The 22,520-nt window shown below is 72.1% G+C and carries 18 protein-coding genes and 1 pseudogene; 9 read left to right on the top strand and 10 right to left on the bottom strand.

Features of this window, described 5'->3' with window-relative positions:
• The first annotated feature begins 152 nt into the window (after positions 1-152).
• Positions 153-875, top strand: coding sequence for a C39 family peptidase (locus H181DRAFT_RS12800; protein WP_199810823.1), 723 nt, complete (start codon positions 153-155; stop codon positions 873-875).
• 120 nt (positions 876-995) lie between these two features.
• Here H181DRAFT_RS12800 and H181DRAFT_RS12795 read toward each other — a convergent pair whose 3' ends face one another.
• The 5 genes from H181DRAFT_RS12795 to H181DRAFT_RS12775 form a co-directional block, all read right to left on the bottom strand.
• Positions 996-1,343 carry a VOC family protein gene (locus H181DRAFT_RS12795; protein WP_045864514.1) on the bottom strand — a complete coding sequence of 116 codons (348 nt, stop codon included), beginning with the start codon at positions 1,341-1,343 and terminating at the stop codon, positions 996-998.
• Positions 1,344-1,457: 114 nt separating this feature from the next.
• Positions 1,458-2,003 (bottom strand): hypothetical protein, encoded by a 546-nt coding sequence (locus H181DRAFT_RS12790; protein ID WP_052708570.1) that lies wholly within the window; start codon positions 2,001-2,003, stop codon positions 1,458-1,460.
• Between the two features lie 143 nt (positions 2,004-2,146).
• The gene (locus H181DRAFT_RS12785) at positions 2,147-2,512 is read right to left on the bottom strand and encodes a hypothetical protein (RefSeq protein WP_045864513.1); all 366 of its coding nucleotides are present in this window, start codon (positions 2,510-2,512) and stop codon (positions 2,147-2,149) included.
• Between the two features lie 318 nt (positions 2,513-2,830).
• Entirely contained in the window at positions 2,831-4,987 is a 2,157-nt protein-coding gene (locus H181DRAFT_RS12780; protein ID WP_254666835.1) for an OmpL47-type beta-barrel domain-containing protein, read from the bottom strand.
• A 95-nt stretch (positions 4,988-5,082) separates the two neighbouring features.
• Positions 5,083-7,593: a ThuA domain-containing protein gene (locus tag H181DRAFT_RS12775; protein WP_045864511.1), complete on the bottom strand. Its 2,511-nt coding sequence runs from the start codon at positions 7,591-7,593 to the stop codon at positions 5,083-5,085.
• Positions 7,594-7,793: 200 nt separating this feature from the next.
• On the opposite strand from H181DRAFT_RS12775, the gene H181DRAFT_RS12770 reads away from it, so the two are divergent.
• From H181DRAFT_RS12770 to H181DRAFT_RS12760, 3 genes are all read left to right on the top strand, one after another.
• Positions 7,794-8,774, top strand: a complete 981-nt coding sequence (locus tag H181DRAFT_RS12770) for a multicopper oxidase domain-containing protein (RefSeq protein ID WP_045864510.1) — start codon at positions 7,794-7,796, stop codon at positions 8,772-8,774.
• 210 nt (positions 8,775-8,984) lie between these two features.
• Entirely contained in the window at positions 8,985-9,188 is a 204-nt protein-coding gene (locus H181DRAFT_RS12765) for a cold-shock protein (protein ID WP_028434629.1), read from the top strand.
• A gap of 168 nt (positions 9,189-9,356) precedes the next feature.
• On the top strand, positions 9,357-10,940 hold the full coding sequence (locus tag H181DRAFT_RS12760; RefSeq protein WP_045864509.1) for a DEAD/DEAH box helicase: 1,584 nt from the start codon (positions 9,357-9,359) through the stop codon (positions 10,938-10,940).
• A gap of 165 nt (positions 10,941-11,105) precedes the next feature.
• Here the strand turns inward: H181DRAFT_RS12760 and H181DRAFT_RS12755 are convergent, their stop codons facing one another.
• Positions 11,106-11,993 carry an MBL fold metallo-hydrolase gene (locus H181DRAFT_RS12755; RefSeq protein WP_045864508.1) on the bottom strand — a complete coding sequence of 296 codons (888 nt, stop codon included), beginning with the start codon at positions 11,991-11,993 and terminating at the stop codon, positions 11,106-11,108.
• Between the two features lie 293 nt (positions 11,994-12,286).
• Here H181DRAFT_RS12755 and H181DRAFT_RS12750 point away from each other — a divergent pair, with 293 nt between their 5' ends.
• From H181DRAFT_RS12750 to H181DRAFT_RS12735, 4 genes are all read left to right on the top strand, one after another.
• On the top strand, positions 12,287-13,543 hold the full coding sequence (locus tag H181DRAFT_RS12750) for an ATP-grasp domain-containing protein (protein WP_045864757.1): 1,257 nt from the start codon (positions 12,287-12,289) through the stop codon (positions 13,541-13,543).
• Positions 13,544-13,600: 57 nt separating this feature from the next.
• On the top strand, positions 13,601-15,625 hold the full coding sequence (locus H181DRAFT_RS12745; protein WP_045864756.1) for a CocE/NonD family hydrolase: 2,025 nt from the start codon (positions 13,601-13,603) through the stop codon (positions 15,623-15,625).
• A gap of 224 nt (positions 15,626-15,849) precedes the next feature.
• Positions 15,850-17,169 (top strand): carboxylate-amine ligase, encoded by a 1,320-nt coding sequence (locus tag H181DRAFT_RS12740; protein ID WP_074467839.1) that lies wholly within the window; start codon positions 15,850-15,852, stop codon positions 17,167-17,169.
• Complete coding sequence (locus H181DRAFT_RS12735; protein ID WP_254666819.1) at positions 17,166-18,191, top strand: iron-containing redox enzyme family protein; 1,026 nt, start codon at positions 17,166-17,168, stop codon at positions 18,189-18,191. The genes H181DRAFT_RS12740 and H181DRAFT_RS12735 overlap by 4 nt, the downstream gene beginning before the upstream one ends.
• 22 nt (positions 18,192-18,213) lie before the next feature.
• Here H181DRAFT_RS12735 and H181DRAFT_RS12730 read toward each other — a convergent pair whose 3' ends face one another.
• From H181DRAFT_RS12730 to H181DRAFT_RS12720, 3 genes are all read right to left on the bottom strand, one after another.
• Entirely contained in the window at positions 18,214-18,459 is a 246-nt protein-coding gene (locus H181DRAFT_RS12730; RefSeq protein ID WP_045864753.1) for a CDGSH iron-sulfur domain-containing protein, read from the bottom strand.
• Positions 18,460-18,595: 136 nt separating this feature from the next.
• Positions 18,596-19,255: a HemK2/MTQ2 family protein methyltransferase gene (locus H181DRAFT_RS12725; protein ID WP_045864507.1), complete on the bottom strand. Its 660-nt coding sequence runs from the start codon at positions 19,253-19,255 to the stop codon at positions 18,596-18,598.
• A gap of 200 nt (positions 19,256-19,455) precedes the next feature.
• Positions 19,456-20,988, bottom strand: coding sequence for a membrane protein (locus tag H181DRAFT_RS12720; RefSeq protein WP_045864506.1), 1,533 nt, complete (start codon positions 20,986-20,988; stop codon positions 19,456-19,458).
• 125 nt (positions 20,989-21,113) lie between these two features.
• Between H181DRAFT_RS12720 and H181DRAFT_RS12715 the strand changes: the two genes are divergently transcribed.
• Positions 21,114-22,022: a 2-dehydropantoate 2-reductase gene (locus H181DRAFT_RS12715; RefSeq protein ID WP_045864505.1), complete on the top strand. Its 909-nt coding sequence runs from the start codon at positions 21,114-21,116 to the stop codon at positions 22,020-22,022.
• A gap of 97 nt (positions 22,023-22,119) precedes the next feature.
• Here H181DRAFT_RS12715 and H181DRAFT_RS12710 read toward each other — a convergent pair.
• Positions 22,120-22,488, bottom strand: a pseudogene (locus H181DRAFT_RS12710) (RNA-binding S4 domain-containing protein); the annotation flags it as partial.
• Between the last annotated feature and the right edge of the window lie 32 nt (positions 22,489-22,520).

The raw sequence follows: 22,520 nt of genomic DNA, 5'->3' as shown, positions 1-22,520 counted from the left end.
GGCACGTCGCCGGGTGCGTTCGTGATCCGCGGTCCGGGCCCGCCCCCGTCCGACCCGTCCGACCCGTCCGTCCCTTCCGTCGGTGACCGGCCTCGCGTGTCCCGGGCCGATCCCCCCACCACGCACCATCGACGATCACTCAAGGAGCCCTGATGAGTAAGAGACATGTCCGGACCGCTGTCATGACCGCTCTCGCCGCGACCACCGCGGCCGCGGTGCTGATCGCCCCGGCGACCGCGCAGGCACAGCCCCTGCCCAAGTCCGTTTCGGTGACGGAGCACGGCACCTCCGACGGCACCGCCGTCGTCAGCGGGCACAACGAGCCCGGCACCCGCTTCCACGTCGACGGCGTGTCCACGAAGGCCGCCAAGACGCTCGAGATCGACTACCAGGTCCAGGAGACCGGCTACTGGTGCGGCCCCGCGGCGACGCGCATCGCCCTCTCCGCCCGCATGGGCGCGCCGAGCCAGGCCGACCTCGCCGCCCAGCTCGGCACCCACGAAGGCGGCACCGACCACATCAGCCAGGTCACGAACGTGCTCAACGCCAACCTCGGCACCGGCTGGTACGAGACCAAGGAGATGCCGAACGACCCGCCCACGCAGGAGCAGAAGGACCTGCTGTGGCGCGACATCGTCCTCGACATCGACAACAACTACCCGCTGGTGACCAACATCGTCGCCCCGCCCGGCAACCAGCCGCCCGGCTACCCGTCGGACCAGACGATCTACCACTACTTCACCGTCATCGGCTACGACGACGCCAACAGGACGGTGCTGATCGCCGACCCGGCCTCCTTCGGCGGCAACCAGATCTACTGGCTCTCCTTCGACCAGCTCGCCTCCCTGATCCCCCCGAAGGGCTACGCGGCCTGACCGGTTCGCCGGCCTGACTCCGCAGCGCTTCCACGGGCGGCCCGCCGCACGGCGGGCCGCCTCCCGGGCTGCGGCCCCCGAGCCGTGATCCTCGCGCTCGCGGCCTTCGGGACCGCGGACTCAGCGGTGGCTCAGGACGTTCACCACCCGGCCGCTCGGGTCGCGGACGAAGAACCGCCGCACACCCCACTCCTCGTCCTGCAGCGGGTGGACGATCTCCGCGCCCGCCTCCCGCACCGCCGCGTACACCGCGTCCACGTCGTCGACCTCGACGCTCATGTCGGGGGAGACCGGCGCCGTCTTGTCGCCGGTCATGAAGCTGATCTGCGCCGCCGGGGTGGAAGGCGACGCCACCGTCATGATCCAGCCGAGGTCCATGACCTCCCGGAAGCCCAGCAGACCGTAGAAGTCGCGGCTCTCCGGGGAGGTTTCGGTGGTGATGACGGGCATGACACGGCGGACGGACATGAACGGCTCCAGGTGTCGACGGCTCTGCGGGAACCCCTCAGACGTACTACAGCGCACGCGCCGCTGCGCACATTTCGCGATTCGCGCCCGGCCGTCCCGCCGCACGGCGGGCGCTCACCGGTTCAGGTCGGGCTCGGAGAACCCCCAGAAGGACCGCCAGCTCAGGGTCGCTGTGCCGTCCAGGGTGGGGTAAAGGAAGCGGACGTGGTCGCCTTCGGCCGAGAAGCGCACGTGCTCCCAGCCGTCGAAGCCCTCGACCGTCTTCACGTCCCAGTCGTCGAGGTCGTCGAGGCTCGCGACGGCGGCGATCGAGTAGTCCGGGGGACTGCCGGCGGGACATCCGTATCCGAAGTCCGCGATGGCCGCGACGGTGTCCTCGTGGGTGGCGAGGGTGAGCGACTGGCAGTCGTACTCGCCGGTGCGGTAGAGGACGCGGGGCTCGGACCAGGGTGCGCCCCTGGCCGCCCGGTGGCGTTCGACCAGGCCCTCTTCGCCGTAGTGCAGGGCGACGCGGCGTCCTTCGGTGCCGGTGATCCGGACCCTGTCCCCGGTCACCGTCAGCCCCTTCACGTCGGCCTTGCCGAACCGCAGGTACCAGCCTGCGGTCAGCGCGGCGACGAGGAGCACGACCGCCCCCGTCAGCAGGACCTTCATCCGCATACCGGCTCCCCGTCCCTCGCGAAACTGCAACGGGACGGGGAGACGCCCTCACAGCACGGCCCGGTTCCGCGCCGCGCTGTGATGCGGTGCGGCACAGCGCTGTGATGCGGCGCTGCGCACCACCGGCCGTGCGGACAGCGGGTTCAGGCTCCGGGAAGCTTCGGGCGCCCCGGAGTCGCGATGTGGCCGTCCGCCCTCCTGCGGGCATGCCACGTCCGGATGACATCGACGCAGACGAGGGCCGTCGAGACGTAGAGAAGGTGCGGCAGGTACTCGGCGGCCAGTCCGACGCCCTTCGCGAGGAGGCCCGCTTCGGAGCCCGCGGACCGCGAATCGGGCAGTGCCAGCTCCGCCGTCGCGACGAGAGCGGCGCTGACGGCGATGCCGGCGAGGATCGCGGCGAGCTGCTTCGGGGGCGTCGTGCGGGCGTCCTCCGCGGTCAGCCGCAGCTCGGCGACGAGGGCGGCCACGAAGACGGCGAAGGCGGCGATGATCAGTGCGTCGTACATGGGGGGCTCCGGGGCTGCGTTGTGCTTCGAACTGCCGTGGAGGGCAGGCGCGGCTCCACGAGCGGGCAGAGTACAGCCGCGGTCGAACGGCTGTTGGGGGATTGGCTCGGCGGTGAGACCTGCCGCGCCGGTACGGGTGGAGGCGACAGGCGCCGGGGGACCGGAGGGAACGGCCGATCGAGGCGCTGGGGGAGTGCGGCGCCGAAGAGCGCGACGGGGCCAGGCCGGTGTTCCCCGGGGCCAGGCCGGTGTTCCCGGCCGGGCCCCGTCGCGCTGCGGTCCTGCGGGGCCGGGGCTGCGCTCTCCAGCGCTCCAGCCCTACAGCTCCTTGATCCGCACGTCCCGGTAGGAGATCACGTCGGTGACGCCGTGCACCTGGAGGCCGATGTACCCCGAGGCGTAGCGCCGTCCGTCCGTTCCCGGATCGTCGTCGCGGGGCGGTGTGAAGACCTGGCCGCCCTTGTTGTCGAACTCGTTGATCAGCTTGCCGTTCCGGTAGACGGAGTAGCGCTGTCCGACGACCTTGACCTCGTAGTCGTTCCATGTGCCCTTCGGCGTGACTCCCGCACCGGCCAGGCTCACCCGGTCGAAGCCGTACACGGAGCCCGTCTTGTACATGTCGCCGTCGGGCCGGTCGAGGATCTGCAACTCGTGCCCGTACTTGATGGCGACCCACTCGGGCCGTGGCTCCTCCGGGTGGTCGTGGACGTACGGGAAGCGGGCGAAGACACCGGCGTTGGCGTTGCCGTCACCGGGCGCGTCGTCACGGAACTGGAGTTTCAGCGAGTAGTCGCCGTACTTGCGCTTCGGATACCACAGCATCCCCATGCCCTCGGTCCGGGTGCTGCTGGTCATGGAGCCGTCGCCGTTGAGCCCGAAAGCTCCGCCGCCCACGTGCTGCCACCGTTCGAAGGACTCCTTCGACCCGTCGAACAGCTTCTTGTAGCCCTCCTGCTGGCCGGGTTCGCCGATCCCGGAGTTCTTCGCGGCCCGGACGACGAGCTTGCGTTCCCGCTCGTCGAGCACCTTCTCGTCGAGCAGTTCGCCTGCGACTTCCGTGACGTGCTTGACGAACAGGGCGTGCGAGGACCAGTCCTTCTCGTCCTCGATCAGCTCGCCGACGGTGCAGCGCCGCCCCGTCATGCGGTTGGGCACCCCGGTGTCGGTCTCCCCGATGAAGACGGTGGGCCGCTCGTCGTACTCCGGGCAGTCCGGCGCGGGGACGCCGCCGCCGGGGACGACGTCGAAGGACTCCGAGACCGCCTGCGAGGTGTTGCCCGCCTTGTCGGTCGCCCGGTGCGCGACGCTGTGGTGGCCGGCCCGATCGACGACGACCGGGTCCTCGTAGGCGAGGAACGGACCGCCGTCCAGGGAGTATTCGACCTTCTCCACGCCCGAGCCCTCGTCGCTCGCGGTGACGGTCACGGTCGCCTTGCCCAGGTAGTGCCCGTCGGAGTTCTGCTCGCCCTCCGTACTCGCGGTGGTCTCCGGCGGTGTGGTGTCCTCCTCGGGCTGCTCCACCACCGTGAACTGGACCGTCTTCACGTCGGCGGCGTTGCCGGCCTTGTCCGTGGCCCGGTAGCGGACGGTGTGCTCGCCCGGCTCGTGCACCGTCACCGGGGCCGTGTAGGGCTGGAACTCACCGTCGCCCAAAGCGAATTCGACCTTGTTGACCCCGGAGCCGGCGTCCGAGGCGGTCACGGTGACGGTGGCCGTGCCGATGTAGGCGCCGTCGGCGTCCTGTTCGCCGTCCACCGTCGCTGACGTCTCCGGCGGCGTGGTGTCGTCGGTCGGGGGAGCGACGACGGTGAACTTCACCGACTTCTCCTCCGCCACGTTGCCGTCCTTGTCGGTGGCTCTGTAGCGGAAGGTGTGCTCGCCCGTCTCGTGCACCATCACCGGCCCGGTGTAGGCCTGGTAGCCGCCGTCGCCCAGGGCGTACTCGACCGTGTCGACGCCGCTGCCGCCCTCGTCGGTCGCGGAGACGCTCACGGTGGCCATGCCGATGTAGTCGCCGTCGGCGTTCTGGTCGCCGTCCACCGTCGCGGAGGTCTCCGGTGGCGTGGTGTCCCCGCCCCCGCCGCCGTCGGTGACGACGAACGTGCCCTGCATCTGGCCGTGGCCGGGGATCGTGCAGTGGTACTTGTACGTCCCGGGGGTCAGGGTGACTTCGACCGAATGCTTGCCTCCCTGGGCGTCCGAGGGGTTGGCGAGGATGTTGACGTCGACGTCGCTGTTGTAGTCGGGGTCGTTGGTGACGAACGTCAGCGTGTGCGGCATGGACGTCGTGTTGCCCGTCGCCTCGCTGTTCTCGAAGACGATGGTCGCCGCGCCTGCGACGGCCGTCTCCGGCGCCGAGGTGTAGCGCGTGATGTCGTCGCTCGCCGTCCAGTTCAGCACCTGCTCGGCGCGCGTGCCGTCTCCGCCCGGAGGATGGAGGGCCTGCGCGGGAGCGGAGGTCAGCCCCAGGAGCATCAGCAGCGACGCGCACACGGCGGCGGCCGCCCGGCGCGCGCGGCGCCTCCGCCGTACCTCGGCGGTCACGAAAGGATCGCCCTTGCCGTAGGTCCTCATCGGCCTGCCGCCTTCCCGACCACGTCGCCCGGCTTCGGCGTCGCCGCCCCGCCCTTGTAACTCACGCGCCACAGCGCGGACTTGTCGTCCGAGGTGAAGAAGCCGCGGCCGTAGTCGAGGACGTAGAGCGAACCGTCCGGAGCGAACTTCCAGTCCATCAGGTTGCGGATGCCGCCCTCACCGATGGGGATGATCTCGCGCAGGCTCTCGGCGTGCACGGGCAGAGCCCCCGCCTCGTCGCCGTCCGGCATCACGACGGCGTGCCTGGGCTGCTCCTGGTCGTAGAAGTCGCCGACGAACCACTTGCCGTCCCAGTACGCGGGCCACTTCTCCTTCGAGGCCGTGGACGCGTCGAAGCGGTAGACCGGGCCGTTCATGGTGGCCTGACCGCCGCCCTTGAGCCAGGGCAGCAGCAGCTCCTGCTCGTCCTCCTCGTAGCTGGGCACGCCGTTCTCGTCGCGCGGATAGTCGGGGGCGCCGCCCTGCGGTGAGTACCAGATGTTGTTGGGCTCGGCGGGCGGGATGTCCACCAGGCCGTCGTTGTTGGGCGACTCGTTCTTCAGGTGGTCGCAGTCGTACCAGTCGAGGGGTTTCTCCGGGTCGGGCAGGTTGCGGTCGCGGTAGGGCTGCTTGTTGCCCATGCAGTACGGCCAGCCGTGGTTGCCGGCCTTCGTGATCCGGGCGAACGTGTCGTACTTGGCGGGGCCCCATGTGGTGCTGGGCGCGCCGGCGTCGGGGCCGACCCACCCCGCGTAGAGGGTGTCGGTCTCGGTGTCGACGGAGATACGGGCCGGGTTGCGCACGCCCATCACGTAGATCTCACCGCGCGTCTTGCCGCCGCCTTCGTCGTCCTCCTCGCCGGTGAAGAGGTTCCCCTCGGGCAGCGTGTAGGTGCCGTCGTCCTCGGGGTGGATGCGCAGGATCTTGCCGTTGAGGTTGTTGGTGTTCCCGGCGGTGCGGCGGGCGTCGGCGAAGGAGACGCCCTTGAAGTCGGGCTCGGGGTTGTTGCCGGAGTAGCCGTTGCTGAACTGCGAGGAGTTGTTGTCGCCCGTGGCGATGTACAGGTTGTGCCCGGAGTCGAAGGCCATGCCGCCGCCCGCGTGGCAGCAACTGTGCACCTGTACGGGCCACTTCAGCAGCACCTTCTCCGAGGACCCGTCGAGCTTCCCCGTCTTCGCGTCCACGGTGAAGCGGGACACGCGGCGCTCGGCCGTGTGCGTGTCCCGGTCGAGTTCGGAGTGCGGCGTCCAGTGCAGGTACATCCAGCCGTTGGAGGCGAAACCGGGGTCGAGGGCGATGCCCAGCAACCCCTCCTCGACCTTGACGAGTTCGTCGCCGCCGCCCTTGTTCCCGAAGACCGTCAGCGAGCCGATCTTCTCGGCCTTCCCCGTCGCCGGGTCCCAGACGTGGACGGTGCCCTCGCCCTTGCCGATCTCCGGGTCCTCCCAGTCGGTGACCACGGGGGCTTCCGCGTCGCCGCCGCCGCGCCCGATGTAGTAGACCCGGCCGTCCTCGGCGGTGGCCAGGCCGTGCGGTTCCCCGATCTGATCGGACTCGCCCGGCTTGTTCGGCGAAGTCAGGCGCTTCGCCTCGTAGTTGGAGGTGATCGTCGCCTTGCAGTCGGCACGCGCCAGGCGCGTGGTCCACATCAGGGCGCCGCGCAGATGCGTCCGGAAGTCGGTCTCCTGGAAGCTGTCCGCGGTGCCGCCCATGCCGGTGTAGAAGGACCGGCCGCCGTCGTAGTCGCGGCACCAGGAGACCGGGTGGTCCCAGCCCATGGCGCCCTCGCCCGCGCTGTACGTGCTCTCCCGCACGCGCGCCACCGTGTGCACCGAGCCGCTGGGGTTCTCCGCCCAGTCGAGCCAGCGGTCCGGACGCTTCCACTCGGCCGGCAGGTCCCTGGTCGAGGGGTTGCGCCGGTCTCCCGTCTCCACGGTGGCGCGCTGCACCTTCCCGGGCGCGCCGTCGGCGGGACGGGCGCCCACGAGGCCGCCGAACCATTCGGAGTACGATTCGGCGCCCGCCGCGCCGTGGATTCCGAGGAAGCCGCCGCCGGCCTCCATGTAGCTCTCCAGGCCGGCTTCCTGGGCGGGGTCGAGCACGTCCCCGCCGCCGCTGAGGAAGACGACGGCGTTGTACCGGCCGAGCTTCTCGGTGGCGAAGACCGAGGGGTCGCCGGTGGCCGTGATGGTGAAGCGCTCCGCCGCGGGACCGCTCCGGCCGATCGCCTCGATCGCCTCGATCCCGGCGTCCACGGTCGGCGGTTCCTCTCCCGCGGAGCCGTGGAAGACGAGTACGCGCACGTCCTCCCCGCCCGGCGGGCTGGGCAGTCGGAGCTTCGGAACGGACGGTTCTGGAGCGGTGCCCGCGAGGGCCGGGGAGCCGCCGAGCAGGGAGGCCGCGACCGCCCCCGCCAGGAGCGCCGCGAGCCTGACTCGCCGTGACCGCCGTCGTGACGTGCGCAACCCTCGTGGGTCTGAGGGCATTTGATGCGGTTCGAGCCGCATGACTGCTCCACCCCTCTTAAGTCACAGAAACGACGATGAAGGTAGACGTCTTTCGGTGGAACGCCAAGAGCTATGACCAGGATTCAACGAACTTTGTCCTGGATCTGGATAAACGACGGGGGCGGCGCTACCGTCCTTCTCGGCTCACCTCAACGCCTGGGCGCCCAGCGGCAGTTCAGGCCGACGCCGAAGGGGGACCGATGACACGCACGTCCGGAGACCTCGCCCGCCGAAGCTTCAGCAGACGCCTCCTCGCCGGCTCCGCGGCCGCCGCCCTCGCCCCGGCCGCCCTCCCCGCGGCACCCGCGGCCGCTTCTCCAGCCGCCGGATCCGCAGCCGCCTCCCCGCGCCGCGCCCGCGCGGGAGGCGAGGTGCGCCACATGAAGCTCTACGCGGAGAGGCTGGGGGACGACCAGATCGGCTACGGCCTGGAGAAGGGCAAGGCGACGATCCCCGGTCCGCTCATCGAACTCGTCGAGGGCGACACCCTGCACGTCGAGTTCGAGAACACCGCCGACGTCGCGGTCAGCCTCCATCCGCACGGCGTCGACTACGACCGGGCGAACGACGGAACCAGGATGAACCACAGCATCGTCGAGCCCGGCGCCAAGCGCACCTACACCTGGCGCACCCACGCTCCCGGCAAGCGGAAGGACGGGACGTACCGCGCCGGCAGCGCCGGGTACTGGCATTACCACGACCACGTCGTGGGGACCGATCACGGCACCGGCGGGATACGGGCCGGGCTCTACGGGCCGCTCGTCGTGCGCAGGGAGGGCGACCCCCTCCCCGACGAGCAACTCACCATCGTCTTCAACGACATGACGATCAACAACCTGCCCGAGGGGCCCGACTTCAAGGTCACGGTGAACGACCGCGTCGAGATCGTCATGATCACGCACGGCGAGTACTACCACACCTTCCACGTGCACGGTCATCGCTGGGCCGACACCCGCACGGGGCTGCTGGAGGGTCCCGGTGACCCCAGCCGCGTCATCGACAACAAGATCACGGGCCCTGCCGACTCCTTCGGCTTCCAGATCATCGCCGGCGAGGAAGCGGGCCCCGGTGCGTGGATGTACCACTGCCACGTACAGAGCCATTCCGACATGGGCATGGCGGGACTGCTTCTGGTCGCAAAACCGGACGGCACAGTTCCCGGACATGACCCGCATCACTGACCCGATTCGCGTCGCACGGGTCCGGAGTGTGCTAGGTTGAAGGAGTTGCAGTTTTGGTACCCATGACTTTGTGTGCGCCTGAAGGTTGTGACCTCAGGCGCATTTCTGTTTTCCGGTCTTCCTGGATTTTCCCGGTCTTCCTGGATGGGTCAAAGCGGCGACGGGTTCCGCGAAGTGCGGGACTCAGCTTTTGCCTTAGAAGGAGATCGCATGGCATCTGGCACCGTTAAGTGGTTCAACTCGGAAAAGGGCTTCGGCTTCATCGAGCAGGAGGGCGGCGGCGCTGACGTCTTCGCTCACTACTCGAACATCGCGGCCCAGGGTTACCGTGAGCTCCACGAGGGCCAGAAGGTGAACTTCGACGTCACCCAGGGCCAGAAGGGCCCGCAGGCGGAGAACATCACTCCTGCCTGAGTACCGAGCATTCCGAGCCGGGGCCCGCACCTGCGTGGTGCGGGCCCCGGTTCGCGCTCGCGTGAAAGACATTCACGAACTGCCGGCTCGTTCCTGTGATTCTCCGTGCGGCGCTGCCGCTCCGGAGCCCTCCTCGATGCGTGCCGCCCCGAGGAAGGTTCTCTCTGAGTGAATCGCCCCACCCGTAACACCTCACGTTCCGCAGGCCGCCCCTCCGAGCGTGCCGGCGGCCCCCGCCGCAGCAGCCGGCAGCGTCCCGGGCGCTCCCGCGGCGCGGCGCCCAAGCGTCAGCAGTCGGGCCCGCCCCAGGAGTTCGCGCTGCCGGTCAGCACGACCCCCGCTCTGCCCCCGGTGGGTTCGTTCGCCGAACTCGACATGCCCGCGCCCCTGCTGGCGGCGCTGACGCAGGAGGGCGTCACCGAGCCGTTCCCCATCCAGGGAGCGACGCTGCCCAACTCCCTCGCGGGACGGGACGTCCTCGGCCGCGGCCGCACCGGTTCGGGCAAGACGCTCGCCTTCGGGCTCGCGCTGCTGGCCCGGACCGCCACCCGGCGCGCGGAGTCCCGGAAGCCGCTGGCGCTCGTCCTGGTGCCCACCAGGGAGCTGGCCCAGCAGGTCACCGACGCGCTCACTCCGTACGCCCGTCCGCTGCGGCTGCGGCTCACGACCGTCGTCGGCGGCATGGCGATCTCGCGGCAGACCAACGCGCTGCGCGGCGGGGCCGAAGTGCTCGTCGCCACCCCCGGTCGGCTGAAGGACCTCATCGACCGGGGCGACTGCAGCCTGGAGGACGTGCGGATCTCGGTCCTCGACGAGGCGGACCAGATGGCCGACATGGGCTTCCTTCCGCAGGTCACGGCTCTGCTCAAGCAGGTGCCGGGTGACGGGCAGCGGATGCTGTTCTCCGCCACGCTCGACCGCGAGGTCGACCGGCTCGTCCGGATGTTCCTGACCGACCCGGTCGTCCACTCCGTCGACGCCTCCGCCGGCGCCGTCACGGAGATGGACCACCACGTCGTCCACGTCGCCAGCACCGACAAGGCGGACACCGCCACGAGGATCGCCGCGCGCGACGGGCGGGTGCTGATGTTCCGCGACACCAAGCGCTCCGTGGACCGGATGACGAAGGACCTGCTGCGCAAGGGCGTCCGGGCGGTGGCGCTGCACGGCGGGAAGTCGCAGTCGCAGCGCAACCGCGCGCTGGAGCACTTCAAGACCGGCCACGTCACCGTTCTCGTGGCCACCAACGTGGCGGCGCGGGGCATCCACATCGACGACCTCGACCTCGTCGTCAACGTGGATCCGCCCACCGACCACAAGGACTACCTGCACCGCGGCGGGCGCACCGCCCGCGCGGGCGCCTCGGGCAGCGTGCTCACCCTCGTGCTCCCCGAGGAACGGCGGGACATCAGCCGCCTCATGGCCGCCGTGGGCATCAGCGCCCGGACCATGACCGCCGCCTCGCGGGACGCCGAGCTCGCACAGCTCACCGGGGCGCGGGAGCCGTCGGGCGTGCCGGTGACCGTCGCCGCGCCCGAGCCGGACCAGCAGGCCCGCGGCCGCGGCTCCGCCAACCGGAGCGCCGCGGCGAACCGGAGCGGTGAGGCGGGCCGCGTCGGAGCGGGCTCCGACCGCGGAGCGGCCGGCGGACGGCCGCGCCGCCAGAACGTGCGGCGCAGGACCGCCGCGCCGTCTGCGGGCCGCGGCTACGGAGCGGCGGACGGTGCGCGGCGGGGCCGTAAGGCCGCGTAGCAGGCGCGGGGAGACCACACGGGAGCGGTGCGGCAGCCGGAAGGCGGCCGCACCGCTCCCGTACGTGCGCCCGCGAAGCCACCCGTCCCTGCGGGCCTCCGCCCCGCCGTCCGGCGCGCGACGCCCGTACCGCGACGCCCGTACCGCGACGCCCGCCCCGCGCCGTCAGCCGCCTCCGGTGCTCGCGGAACCCGGCCGCGCGACCGCGGGCCGGACCTCCCCGACCCGCGGGCCGGGCCCGGCCACGAAGCCCGCGCCGCGCGGGCAGTGCACCAGGCGGTCCCCGAAGCCCCGCCTGCCCGCTTCGGCGACGAAGTCGCTCAGCGGGGAGCGCATCACCGTGTAGTCGTCGTAGTGGACCGGGAGGACGTGCGCGGGGTCGACGATGTCCAGCAGGTCCCCGCCCTGCCGTCCGTCCATCGTCACCACGAAGCCGCCCGGCAGCCGCGTACCGCCCAGGTGGAAGACGCCCAGATGGATGTCGGGGAAGTGCTCCGTGATCTCGCGCAGCCCGTCGAACGGCAGGGTGTCGCCCGACAGGTACAGCCGCAGGGTGACCTCACCGCCCTGATCGAATTCGACGACGCTCCCCATCACGGGCGGCAGCAGCCGGCGCAGCGCTGCCGTGCCCGCATGCCTGCCGGGCACGGACGTGACGCGGACGCGGCACCCCTCCTTGACCAGGTCGTGGCTCTGCCACGTCGCCAGCCCCGTCGCGCGGTGGAAGCCCTGGAGCCCCTGCAGGCGCCGGGCGGCGTGCGGTGTCGTCAGGACGGGCAGGCCGCGGTGCAGGCGGCGGCGGGCGGCGCGGTCCCAGTGGTCGCCGTGCAGATGGGAGAGCACCACCGCGTCCAGTCCGTACGGGAGTCCGCCGGGAGGCAGCGCCGGCTCGGTGAGGCGGCGCGTGACGAGCCCGTACCCGAGGTGCGCGAACCGGCCCCGGTGCAGGAGGTTCGGATCGGTCAGCAGCGTGAACGGCCCGTAGCGCAGCAGCAGGGTGGCGTTGCCGACGAAGTGGACCTCGGCGGCCCCGGGCGGCACTCGGTCCTTCATGGTCGCCTCCTTCGGACCGGACGACCCGGGCGGCCGGCTCGACCGGACGACCGGCGGCCGGCCGCCCGCACATGTCCGGAAGGCGTCGGAACCGGCCCTTTCCGTCCTGGTTCGTGGTGGAACGTTCAGGTGCCCGCCGTGCCGATCCGGACACTTCGCGGTTCCGGAGAGACCCGGATCACCTGTGCGTGAGGTTCGAAGGCCGGTGCACGGGTACCGCAGAGGACCCGAACGGACCAGTCAAGTGCCTGAAGGAGAGATCGGTGGGCAGCAAGAACATCTTCGTCATCGGGATGGACGATGTGAACCTGACAGTTCTCCGCGAGGTCCCCAACGCGGAGAACTACGCCTTCCACCCCCTGCTGGATGTCGAAGAGCTGCAGGTCGGCGAGGTGTCGATACCCGATCTGCTGGAGAAGGCACGTGCGCAGCTGAACGCGTTCGACGGCAGCGTCGACGCCATCGTCGGCTACTGGGACTTCCCGGTGAGCACCATCGTGCCGATCCTGTGCGGCGAGTACGGGCTGCGCAGCGCGAGCCTGGAGTCGGTCGTCAAGTGCGAGCACAAGTACTGGAGCCGGCTGGAGCAGTCGAAGGTCATCAGCGAGCATCCCCGGTTCGGGCTCGTCTCCCTGGAGGACGAGGACCCGAAGCCGCCCGAGGGCATGAGCTTCCCCATGTGGCTGAAGCCCGTGAAGTCCTTCTCCTCGGAGCTGGCGTTCGGGGTGGACGACGAGCAGGAGTTCCAGGAGGCCGTCGCGAAGATCCGTGACGGGGTCCACCGCGTCGGACGGCCCTTCGAGTACATCCTCGAACAGCTGGACCTCCCGGAGGAGATCGCCGGCGCCGGCGGTCAGGCGTGCCTCGCCGAGGAGTCCCTCACGGGCGTGCAGGCAGCGGTCGAGGGCTACGTGTTCGAGGGCGGGATCACGGTCTACGGGGCGCTCGACTCGATCAACTTCCCGGACAGCTCCAGCTTCATGAGGCACCAGTACCCCTCGGCGCTTCCCGAGCCCGTGCAGCGGCGGCTCAAGGACGTCTCGAAGCGCGTCATCGAGCAGGTCGGCATGGACAACGCCACCTTCAGCATCGAGTACTTCTACGACGCCGCGCACGACGAGATCAACCTGCTGGAGATCAATCCGCGGCACTCGCAGTCGCACGCGGAGATGTTCGAGTACGTCGACGGCGTCCCCAACCACCACGCCATGATCAGCCTCGCGCTCGGCACGGACCCCGGCATGAGGCCCAAGCACGGCGAGTACGCGGTCGCCGCCAAGTGGTACCACCGCTGGTTCACCGACGGGATCGTCAAGCGCGTCCCGACGCGCGAGGAGATCGAGAAGGTCGAGCGCGACAACCCGGGCGTGAAGATCGACGTGGTGCCGGAGGAGGGCCAGCGTCTCTCCGAGATGCCCGGCCAGGACAGCTACAGCTACGAACTCGCGCACATCTTCATCGGGGCCGACAGTGAGGACGAGATGCGGGAGAAGCACGACCGCGCTCTGGCCGCTCTGCCCTTCGAGGTCGAGGACCCCGCCGCCGAGTGAGCCTCCGCCCCGAGTGACGACGCACGAGACACCCGTGAGCGAAGGAGCATGCAGGTCATGCGCTTCGTGACCAACTTGCCCCACAAGACCGAGGAAGAGGAGCACGTCCGCATCCCGGTCTCCGACGGCACGCATCTGGCCGCGCGCATCTGGCGCCCGGTGACCGCGCAGGAGGAGCCCGTGCCGGCGGTGCTGGAGTACATCCCGTACCGCAAGCGCGACCTGACGGCGGTGCGCGACTCCATGCACCACCCGTACATCGCCGGCCACGGCTACGCCTGCGTACGCGTCGACCTGCGCGGCACCGGGGAGTCGGAGGGCGTGCTGGCGGACGAGTACCTGGACCTGGAGCAGTCCGACGCCGAGGACGTCATCGCGTGGCTCGCCGAGCAGCCCTGGTGCAACGGGCGCGTCGGCATGATGGGCATCTCGTGGGGCGCCTTCAGCGCGCTCCAGGTCGCCGCGCGCCGGCCGCCGAACCTGGACGCCATCGTCATCGCGTCCTTCACGGACGACCGGTACGCCGACGACATGCACTACATGGGCGGCTGCTTGCTCTCCGACAACCTGGCCGAGGCGGGCACCATGTTCGCCTACTCCACGTGCCCGCCCGACCCGGCGCTGGTCGGGGAGCGGTGGCGCGACATGTGGCTGGAGCGGCTGGAGCACACCAGGCCGTGGGCCCTCGAGTGGCTCCGCCACCAGCGCCGCGACGACTACTGGCGGCACGCCTCGGTCTGCGAGGACTACCAGAGCGTGCAGTGCCCCGTCCTGGCCTCCAGCGGTTGGGCCGACGGCTACTCGAACGCCGTCACGCGGCTGCTGGCCAACCTGGACGTGCCCCGCAAGGGCCTGGTCGGGCCGTGGTCGCACAAGTTCCCGCACCTCGGGCAGCCCGGCCCCGCCATCGGGTACCTCCAGGAGGTCGTGCGCTGGTGGGACCACTGGCTCAAGGACGAGGACAACGGCGCGATGGACGGCCCCATGCTGCGGACCTGGATGCAGGAGAGCGTCCCGCCGTCGACGTCCTACGAGGAGCGCCCCGGACGGTGGGTGGGCGAGCAGACCTGGCCCTCCCCGGACATCCGGCCCGTCTCCCATCCCCTGAGCAGGCACACCGTCAACCCGCCCGGGACGACGGTCGGCGAGGAGGAGCTGACGGTGCAGTCGCCGCTGTCCGTGGGCCAGTTCGCCGGCAAGTGGGCCTCCTACAGCGCTCCGCCCGACCTCCCGTACGACCAGCGTGAGGAGGACGGCGGCTCGCTCGTCTTCGACACCGAGGCCCTGACGGAGCGTGTGGAGATCCTCGGCACACCCACGGTGGAGCTGGAGTTCTCCGTGAACGAGCCGATCGCGATGGTCGCGGCACGCCTCTCCGACGTGGCGCCGGACGGCTCCGCGACGCGGGTGACGTACGGCCTGCTCAACTTCACCCGCCGGGACGGCACCGGTGAGCCGGAGCCCCTGGAGCCGGGCCGCCGCTACCGCGCCACGGTGCAGCTGAACGGCGTCGGGCAGGCGTTCCCGCCCGGGCACCGCATCCGGCTCTCCCTCTCCACGTCGTACTGGCCGCTGGCGTGGCCTCCGCCGAAGCCCGTGCTGCTGAGCGTCTACGCGGGCGGCAGCGCGCTGACGCTGCCGGTGCGTCCGGCGTCGGAGGAGGGCGAGATGCGCGGCAAGCCCTTCGAGGAGCCCGAGGGCACGCCGCCCATCGAGGTCTCCTACAAGACCCCGGTCGACTCGCGCTGGGAGGTCAGGCGCGACCTCGTCAACTACGGGTCCGCGCTGGAGATCCTCAAGGACGCCGGAACGGTCCACTTCGAGGACATCGACCTCGACGTGCACCGCAAGGCGTTCGAGCGCTACGACTCCGTCGCCGACGACTTCGAGTCGCCCCGCGGCGAGTCGGCCTGGACGATGGCCTTCTCGCGCGACGAGTGGGACGTCCGCACGGAGACCCGCACGGTGCTGACGTCCACCGGCACGGAGTTCGTGCTGCACGCCACGCTCGACGGATACGAAGGGGACCGGAGGGTCTTCTCGCGTACGTGGAACGAGCGCGTGCCGCGCGACTTCGTCTGACGCCGTCGCGACCGGGGCGGTGGCGGCCGGGTTCCACCGGCTTCCGCGCCCCTGCCCCGGCCGGCGGCGCCGCATGCCTGGCTGCCGCGGCGCGGGGCAGCGGTGCCGTTTACGGCACGGGGCCGGGGGCACTCCGTCATCGGCCCGGCCTTCGGCCCGTCCGTACGGCTTGCCCGCCCTGCCCGCCTGTCCGTCCGCCCGCCGCCGAACACCAGGAGGGTCCGATGGCTGACACAGCTCCCGTGACCGCCGCGGTCGCCGGGGAGGACCCGCGAGCGGCCGGTGCTGTCCCGGCGGCACCCGGCGGCGGGTCGCTCACCGTGGGCGTCGAGGAGGAGTTCCTGATCCTCGACGAGGAGACCGGCAGGCCCGTGCCCCGGGCGGAAGAGGTCCTGCACGCGGCGCGGCCGGGGCCCGCCCTCCCCGGTGACACGCAGCTCAAGAGGGAGCTGCTGGCCTGCCAGGTGGAGACGGCGTCCGGCGTCTGCACCGGCCTGGACGCCCTGGCGCAGCAGCTGGCCGCGGGCCGCCGGCGGCTGGCGGACGCGGCCCGGCAGACGGGTCTGCGCACGGTGGCGAGCGGCACCCCGGTGCTCGCGGGCCCCTACGGCGCGCTGAGCGAGGGCCCGCGCTACGAGGACATCTCCGGCATCTACGCGGGGGCGGTGGCCGACTACGAGGCGTGCGGCTGCCACGTCCACGTCGGCGTACCCGACCGGGCGACGGCGGTCGAGGTCGTCAACCACCTGCGGCCCTGGCTGCCCACGCTGCTCGCCCTCTCGGCCAACTCGCCCTTCGACGACGGCCGTGACACCGGCTACGCGAGCTGGCGCATGGTGCTGCAGTCGCGGTTCCCCGGCTCCGGCGTCCCGCCGCACCTGCCCTCCCCGGCGGCCTACGACGCGCAGCTGCAACGCCTCGTCGACTGCGGCACTCTCGCCGACGTGCGGCAGAGCTTCTGGCTGGCACGGCCCTCGCCGTGCTTCCCCACGGTGGAGTTCCGGGCGGCCGACACCGCTTCCACCGTCGACGAGGCCGTACTGCAGGCGGCGCTCTCGCGTGCCCTGGTCGGCACGGCGCTGGCGGCGGTCGGCGAGGGCCGGGAGGCCGCTCCCGTGGACGGACAGGTCGCCGCCGCGGCCGTGTGGTCGGCCTCCCGCCACGGTCTGCGCGGCCCGGGGGTGCATCCGCGGCTGGAGCGCGAGGTCCCCGCGCTCACGCTCGTACACGAACTGGTCGCGCACGTCTCCCCGGCGCTGGAGGAGAGCGGCGACCTGGAGCTGGTCCGCGGCCTGCTGGCGGACGTGGTGGAGCTGGGCACCGGAGCCGAACGGCAGCGCGCCGCCGCGGCTGCCGCACCGCGCCCGTGGCCGCGGGCGGTCGTCGGCCATCTCGTGCGGGAGACCCTGCGGGCGCCTTCGTCCCGGCGGGCCGCGGCCACCGCGGCGCCGCCCGCGTCCGCACCGCCCGCGTCCGCACCGTCCGCGTCCGCGCCGTCCGGCGCCGCCGCGAGCAGGTCCGGTACGGCCCGGAGGGCGTCGTGACCGGGCCGGCCGCGGCGCTCCGCGCCGTGCACGACGAGGGCGCGGCGCCGCTGCCGCAGCCGCGCGGCCCGCTCTCGGCGGCGGTCCTCGACGCTCTCCGGAGACCGCCGGGCGGCACTGTCCGCTGGCCCGAGGTCCCGCGTGACGACCCCTTCGGCGAGGACGTGCAGCTCGCGCTCCACCTGTGCTACGAGCCGCACTACCGGGGCCTGCGCGGCGTCGCCCCCTCCTGGGAGTGGGACCCCGGACTGCTGCTCCTGCGGGGCCGGCTGGAGCAGGTCTTCCTCGACGGCCTGCGTGCGCACGTCCCCGGCGGCGCGGACGTGGCGGCGGAGCTGGACGAGCTGCTGGTCGAGCCGCCCGGCGGCGCCGGCCTCTCCCGCCGCCTGGCCGAGGAGGGGGAGTGGTGGCAGATGCGGGAGTACCTCGTCCACCGCTCGGTCTACCACCACAAGGAGGCCGACCCGCACGTCTGGGTGGTGCCGCGGCTGCACGGCCGGGCGAAGGCGTCGCTGGTCGCCGTCGAGTACGACGAGTTCGGAGGGGGACGGGCCGACCGCGTCCACGCGCGCCTCTACGTCGACCTGCTCGCCGGAGCGGGTCTGGAGACCGGGTACCTGCACTATCTGGACGCCGCGCCCGCCCCGGCGATCGCCGTGGTCAACATGATGTCCCTCTTCGGGCTCCACCGGGGTCTGCGGGGCGCGCTCGTCGGGCACTTCGCCGCCGCGGAGACCACGACGCCCCCCAGCGCCCGCCGGATGGTGCGTGCGCTGGAACGGATGGGCGCGCACCCGGACTGCGTGTTCTTCTACAGCGAGCACATCGAGGCCGACGCGGTGCACGAGCAGGTCATGCGGCGGGACGTGGTGGGCGGCCTGCTGGAGAGCGATCCCCACCTCGCGCCGGACATCGTCCTCGGGATCCAGGCGACCGGGCTGCTGGAGGACCGCCTCTCCCGGCACATCGGCAGCGCGTGGGACGAGGACCGCAGCTCGCTGCGCACGCCGCTGCCCCGCTGAAGAACGCCCGCTGAATGCCGTCCTACCGCGTCCCCGTACCCTCCCCGGGGCCGGAGTCCGCCGGCACGTCCGCCGCGGTCTCGGCGTCCCGGCCCTGCCCGGGACGCGGCCTGCGCCGGTGGCTGGTGTCGCACCAGGGGTAGCTGCGGCTGCGCCGGCACGCGCAGATCGCGACCATGAAGCGGTCCGAGACGGCCGTGCGGCCGTCGCCCAGATCGACCTCGACGGGGCCCTCGACGAGGACGGGCCCGGCGGGATCGACCCACACGCGCCGCGCCGCGCGCCCCGCGCCGCCCCTGGCCGCGTCCGCTTCCGGCTCCGCCGCGGCTCCCGGACCCGCCTGGGCCGGCGGGGCCGCTTCCGTCTCCGGCTGCCGCCCCGCGGACCCGTCAGGTCCGGGCCGCTCATCGTCCCCGCGGTGCGAGATCCGCACGTACGACCACCAACTCCTCTTCCCGCTGTCCCGGTTCGATCAGTCCGCGCTCCTCCAGCCATGCGGCCCTGCGGCGCAGCACGGGCCCGAACGGCTTGCGGCTCCGCCGGACGACCGCCGCTTCCAGGCCGCCCCCGCGCAGCTGCCCGAGCGTGCGGTGCGGTCCGCTCAGCGCGGAGTGCACGATCAGCATCACGCCGCCGGGCGCCAGCAGCCGGGGAGCGGCCTCACACAGCCGGTCCAGGCACCGCCGTCCGTCCTCTCCCGCGTTCCAGGCCCGTCCGGACCGACGGGCTCCGCGCGCCGCCCACACCAGGCCGCGCTCCCGGTCCGGGCACGGCACGTAGGGAGGGTTCGCGGTGATGACGTCGAAGCGGCCGGTGGAGCGGTCGAGGAAGTCGCCGCGGTGCACGGTGACGGGCACTCCTCGCAGCCGGGCGTTCCAGCGTGCCGCCATGACGGCACGCGCGGAGAGGTCCACGGCGTGCACGTCCGAGGCGCCCAGGCACGCTCCCGTCAGAGCGACGAGGCCGGTCCCGGTGCAGATGTCGAGCATGCGCGAGCCGCTGGGGACGCCGGTGCGCCGGAGAGCCCCGAGCAGGAGATGCGTGTCGCCCTGCGGGGCGTACACCCCGGGCGGTCTCAGCAGCCACACAGACGCTGAGTGCCTCGGCCGCCGCACCTCAAACAAACCGGCGGCCGACGGCGCCGACCCCGCTGAGCGGGGCATACGGGCCGCTGCCCCACGTCCACGTGCCGCCCCCGACGTCCCGGAGGCCCCGGAGCAGGACCGCTCCGGGGCCTCCGCGGCGGGCCCTCACCAGGGCCGGGTCACTCCTGCCCGGTGGCCACCTGCCGGTCGCCGTGCGGCGACACGTACACCCGGTACCCGGGCAGTTCGCTCAGCGGCGCGGACGGCCACGCCCGCGCCCAGCGCGGCGGTTCGGCGCCGTGCCGCACGGTGATGGCCATCGCCTCGTGCCGGGCCGCGAGGGCACGCAGCCCGCCGGCGGTGATGCTGACGTCGTGGCCGCGCGACTGCCGGGACGAGCAGCCCGCGTAGTGGCTCATCGGGACGGCGAGCGGCCCGGTCAGCGTGCAGGGCGTCCGCAGCCCGAGCCCGTGCATCGTGGCGGCGGCCTTCGTCATCTGCCGCGTGACCTTGTGGTTGCGCTCCAGTACGGCGTTGAGCACCTGGTACTGCACCGCGAGGTGGCAGCCCAGCAGCAGTGCCGGGAGGGCGATCAGCACGAGAGGGCGGCGGCCGTCCCGGCGCTCGGCGAACGAGCGCCGCATGCACTCGCCCACGGGGAGCGCGAGGAGCGCGTAGGAGGGCAGCAGGAAGCGGGGCGCGGCGTACCCCATCAGGAAGAGGTACGGCAGGGCGAGCACCACCGCCGTCACGGAGGCCAGCACGGCGGTGTCCCGGCGGCCCGCCCGTACTGCTGCCGTGATGCCCGCCGCCGCCAGCAGCGGCAACGCGAACCACCACAGCGCCGTCTGCGGCTGCTCCCACGCCATGTCGCAGGGACGGCAGAGCATCCGTCCCTGGAGCGCGCGTACGTGGTCCCCGATGGCGACGTTCCAGCCCATGCCGCCCTGGATCTCGCTCGCCCGGTGCAGACGCGCGAAGAGCCCGCCGTAGGAGGTGAACGCCTCGACGATCCAGGGGGCCGCGCCCGCGAGGGCTCCGGCCGGCAGTCCCCCGAGGACCGCCGGGCGGCGCCAGCCGGGCACCACCAGCGCCGCGCCGCCCAGGGCCAGTACCAGCCACGCCGCGTCCGGCGGGCGCATCAGCGCCACGGCGCCGACGGAGACCACGAGCCCGGCGAGGGCCGCCCGGTCGCGGGCGTAGCGCACGCACCGCAGGAAGCAGCCCGCCGCGGCCAGGGAACCGAAGCCGCACCACAGGTTGGGCATGGCCTGGGGCCCGTAGAAGAGGCTGATCCACAGGCCGGCGAACAGGGCGCCGCCCCAGGCCAGTACGGACACGGGCAGCAGGCGGCGCCAGACCCACAGGGCGGCCAGGAGGCCGGCGCCGGACAGGAGGGCGAGGAAGACGCGCAGCACCGTGGTGGAGGAGGTGAACGCGGCCGCCGGGGCCACGAGATAGGAGATGCCGCGGGCGCGCGGGGCGCTGAAGAAGGACGCGGGGGAGAGCCCGTCGACCTGGCTGACGTAGACCGTCTCGTCCCACCCGAGCCCGGTGCCGGGGACGACGAGGAGGAGCTGGGCCAGCGTGTAGGCGGCGGCGACCAGTCCGAGCTGGAGCAGGGGACGTCCGGACGTCCTCTGCCCGTAGTAGGGGAGGCGTCTGAGGCGGTCTGTGACCGGTGCGCTCGGAGCTGCAGGCAGCACGTACATGGGCGAACCTCGTCCCGCTTGTGATAACCGGCAGAGAGGTCTATGCGTAACACCCGCTATGTCTGTTTTGCGGTAATGGAGGCCCCGGGCCGGTCGCCCTGCGGCAGCCGCATACGATCGCCTGTATGCGTTCGATGGATTCACCCGCGCACATAGCGGTGATCGGCGCCGGCGCGGTCGGCGGGCTGACGGCCGTCTTCGCGCGCGAGGCCGGTCTCGGCGTCACGCTCTGCCTGCGGTCGCCACTCGATGAGCTGACGATGCGGACGGACGGGGAGGAGCTACGGCCCGACCTGCGCTTCGCCACGAGCCCCGGGGAAGTCCCGCCTGCCGACTGGGTGTTCCTGACGACCAAGGTCCAGGACACGGAGGGTGCGGCCGGGTGGCTCCGGGAGCTGTGCGGTCCCGGAACGGCTGTCGCCGTCATCCAGAACGGCGTCGACCACGACGAGCGCGTGCGGCCGCTGCTGCCCGAGGGGACGGAGCTGCTGCCGACGCTCGCCTACATGGCCGTGGAGCGGGTCGCCCCCGGCCGGATCGTGCACCACTTCTCCAGCGAGCTGCACGTGCCGGAAGGGCCGGTCGGGGACCGGTTCGCCCGGCTGCTGGAGGGCAGCCGCCTGACGGTCCGTACGGTCGCCGACTTCCGTACGGCCGCGTGGCGCAAGCTCTTCACGAACGTGGCCGCCAACCCGCTCACCACGATCCTGAAGCAGCGCATGCACATCCTCGGCGACCCCGGGATGCACGCGCTCGCCGAGGACATCCTCCGCGAAGGAGTCGCCGTGGCGCGGGCCGAGGGGGCCGAGGTGGGCGAGGCGGACGCGCGGAGCGCCCTGCGGAAGAACACCTCGGTGCCGCCCGACGGCGGGACGTCGATGCTCTACGACCGGCTGGCGGGACGCCCGCTGGAGCACGAGCACATCACCGGCGCGGTCGTGCGGGCCGCCGAGCGGCACGGCATCGACGTCCCCCTCAACCGGATGCTGCTGACGATGCTGCGGGCGGTGGACCGGGAACTGCGGGCCGGATGAGGCCGGTTCGGGACGGGACGGCTCGGGACGGGACGGCTTCCCGGCTCGGCTCCCCGGCTAGGGTGCAGGGCCCCGGGCGCGCGGGCGCGGCCCCGGGTCAGCCCTGGAGGCCGCGCAGCCGCTCCATCTCCCGCCGGTCCCGCTTCGTGGGGCGTCCCGCGCCCCGGTCCCGCACCCCGGCGGGGGCCACGGCCTCGCGGGGCGGGGGCGGCGGGCTGTGGTCGGTGTAGCACTTCTCGGCCACCGGGGCTCCGACGCGCTTGCGCAGCACACGCGCGACGACCACCACGCGCTCACGGCCCGCGTGGAACAACCGCACCTGGTCCCCGGGGCGTACCGGATGCGCGGGCTTGACCCGCTCCCCGTTGATCCGCACGTGGCCGGCGCGGCACGCCGAGGCGGCCAGCGAACGGGTCTTCGTGAGCCGCACGGACCAGATCCAGCTGTCGATCCGTACGGACTCTCCCTCTGCAGCCATGCCCCGACTCTAGAGGCAAC

The sequence above is a fragment of the Streptomyces sp. WMMB 714 genome, from assembly GCF_900090125.1.
Classification (GTDB): domain Bacteria; phylum Actinomycetota; class Actinomycetes; order Streptomycetales; family Streptomycetaceae; genus Streptomyces; species Streptomyces daqingensis.
Note: the sequence above shows the minus strand (reverse complement) of the source record. Positions and strands in the feature narration are given on the sequence as shown.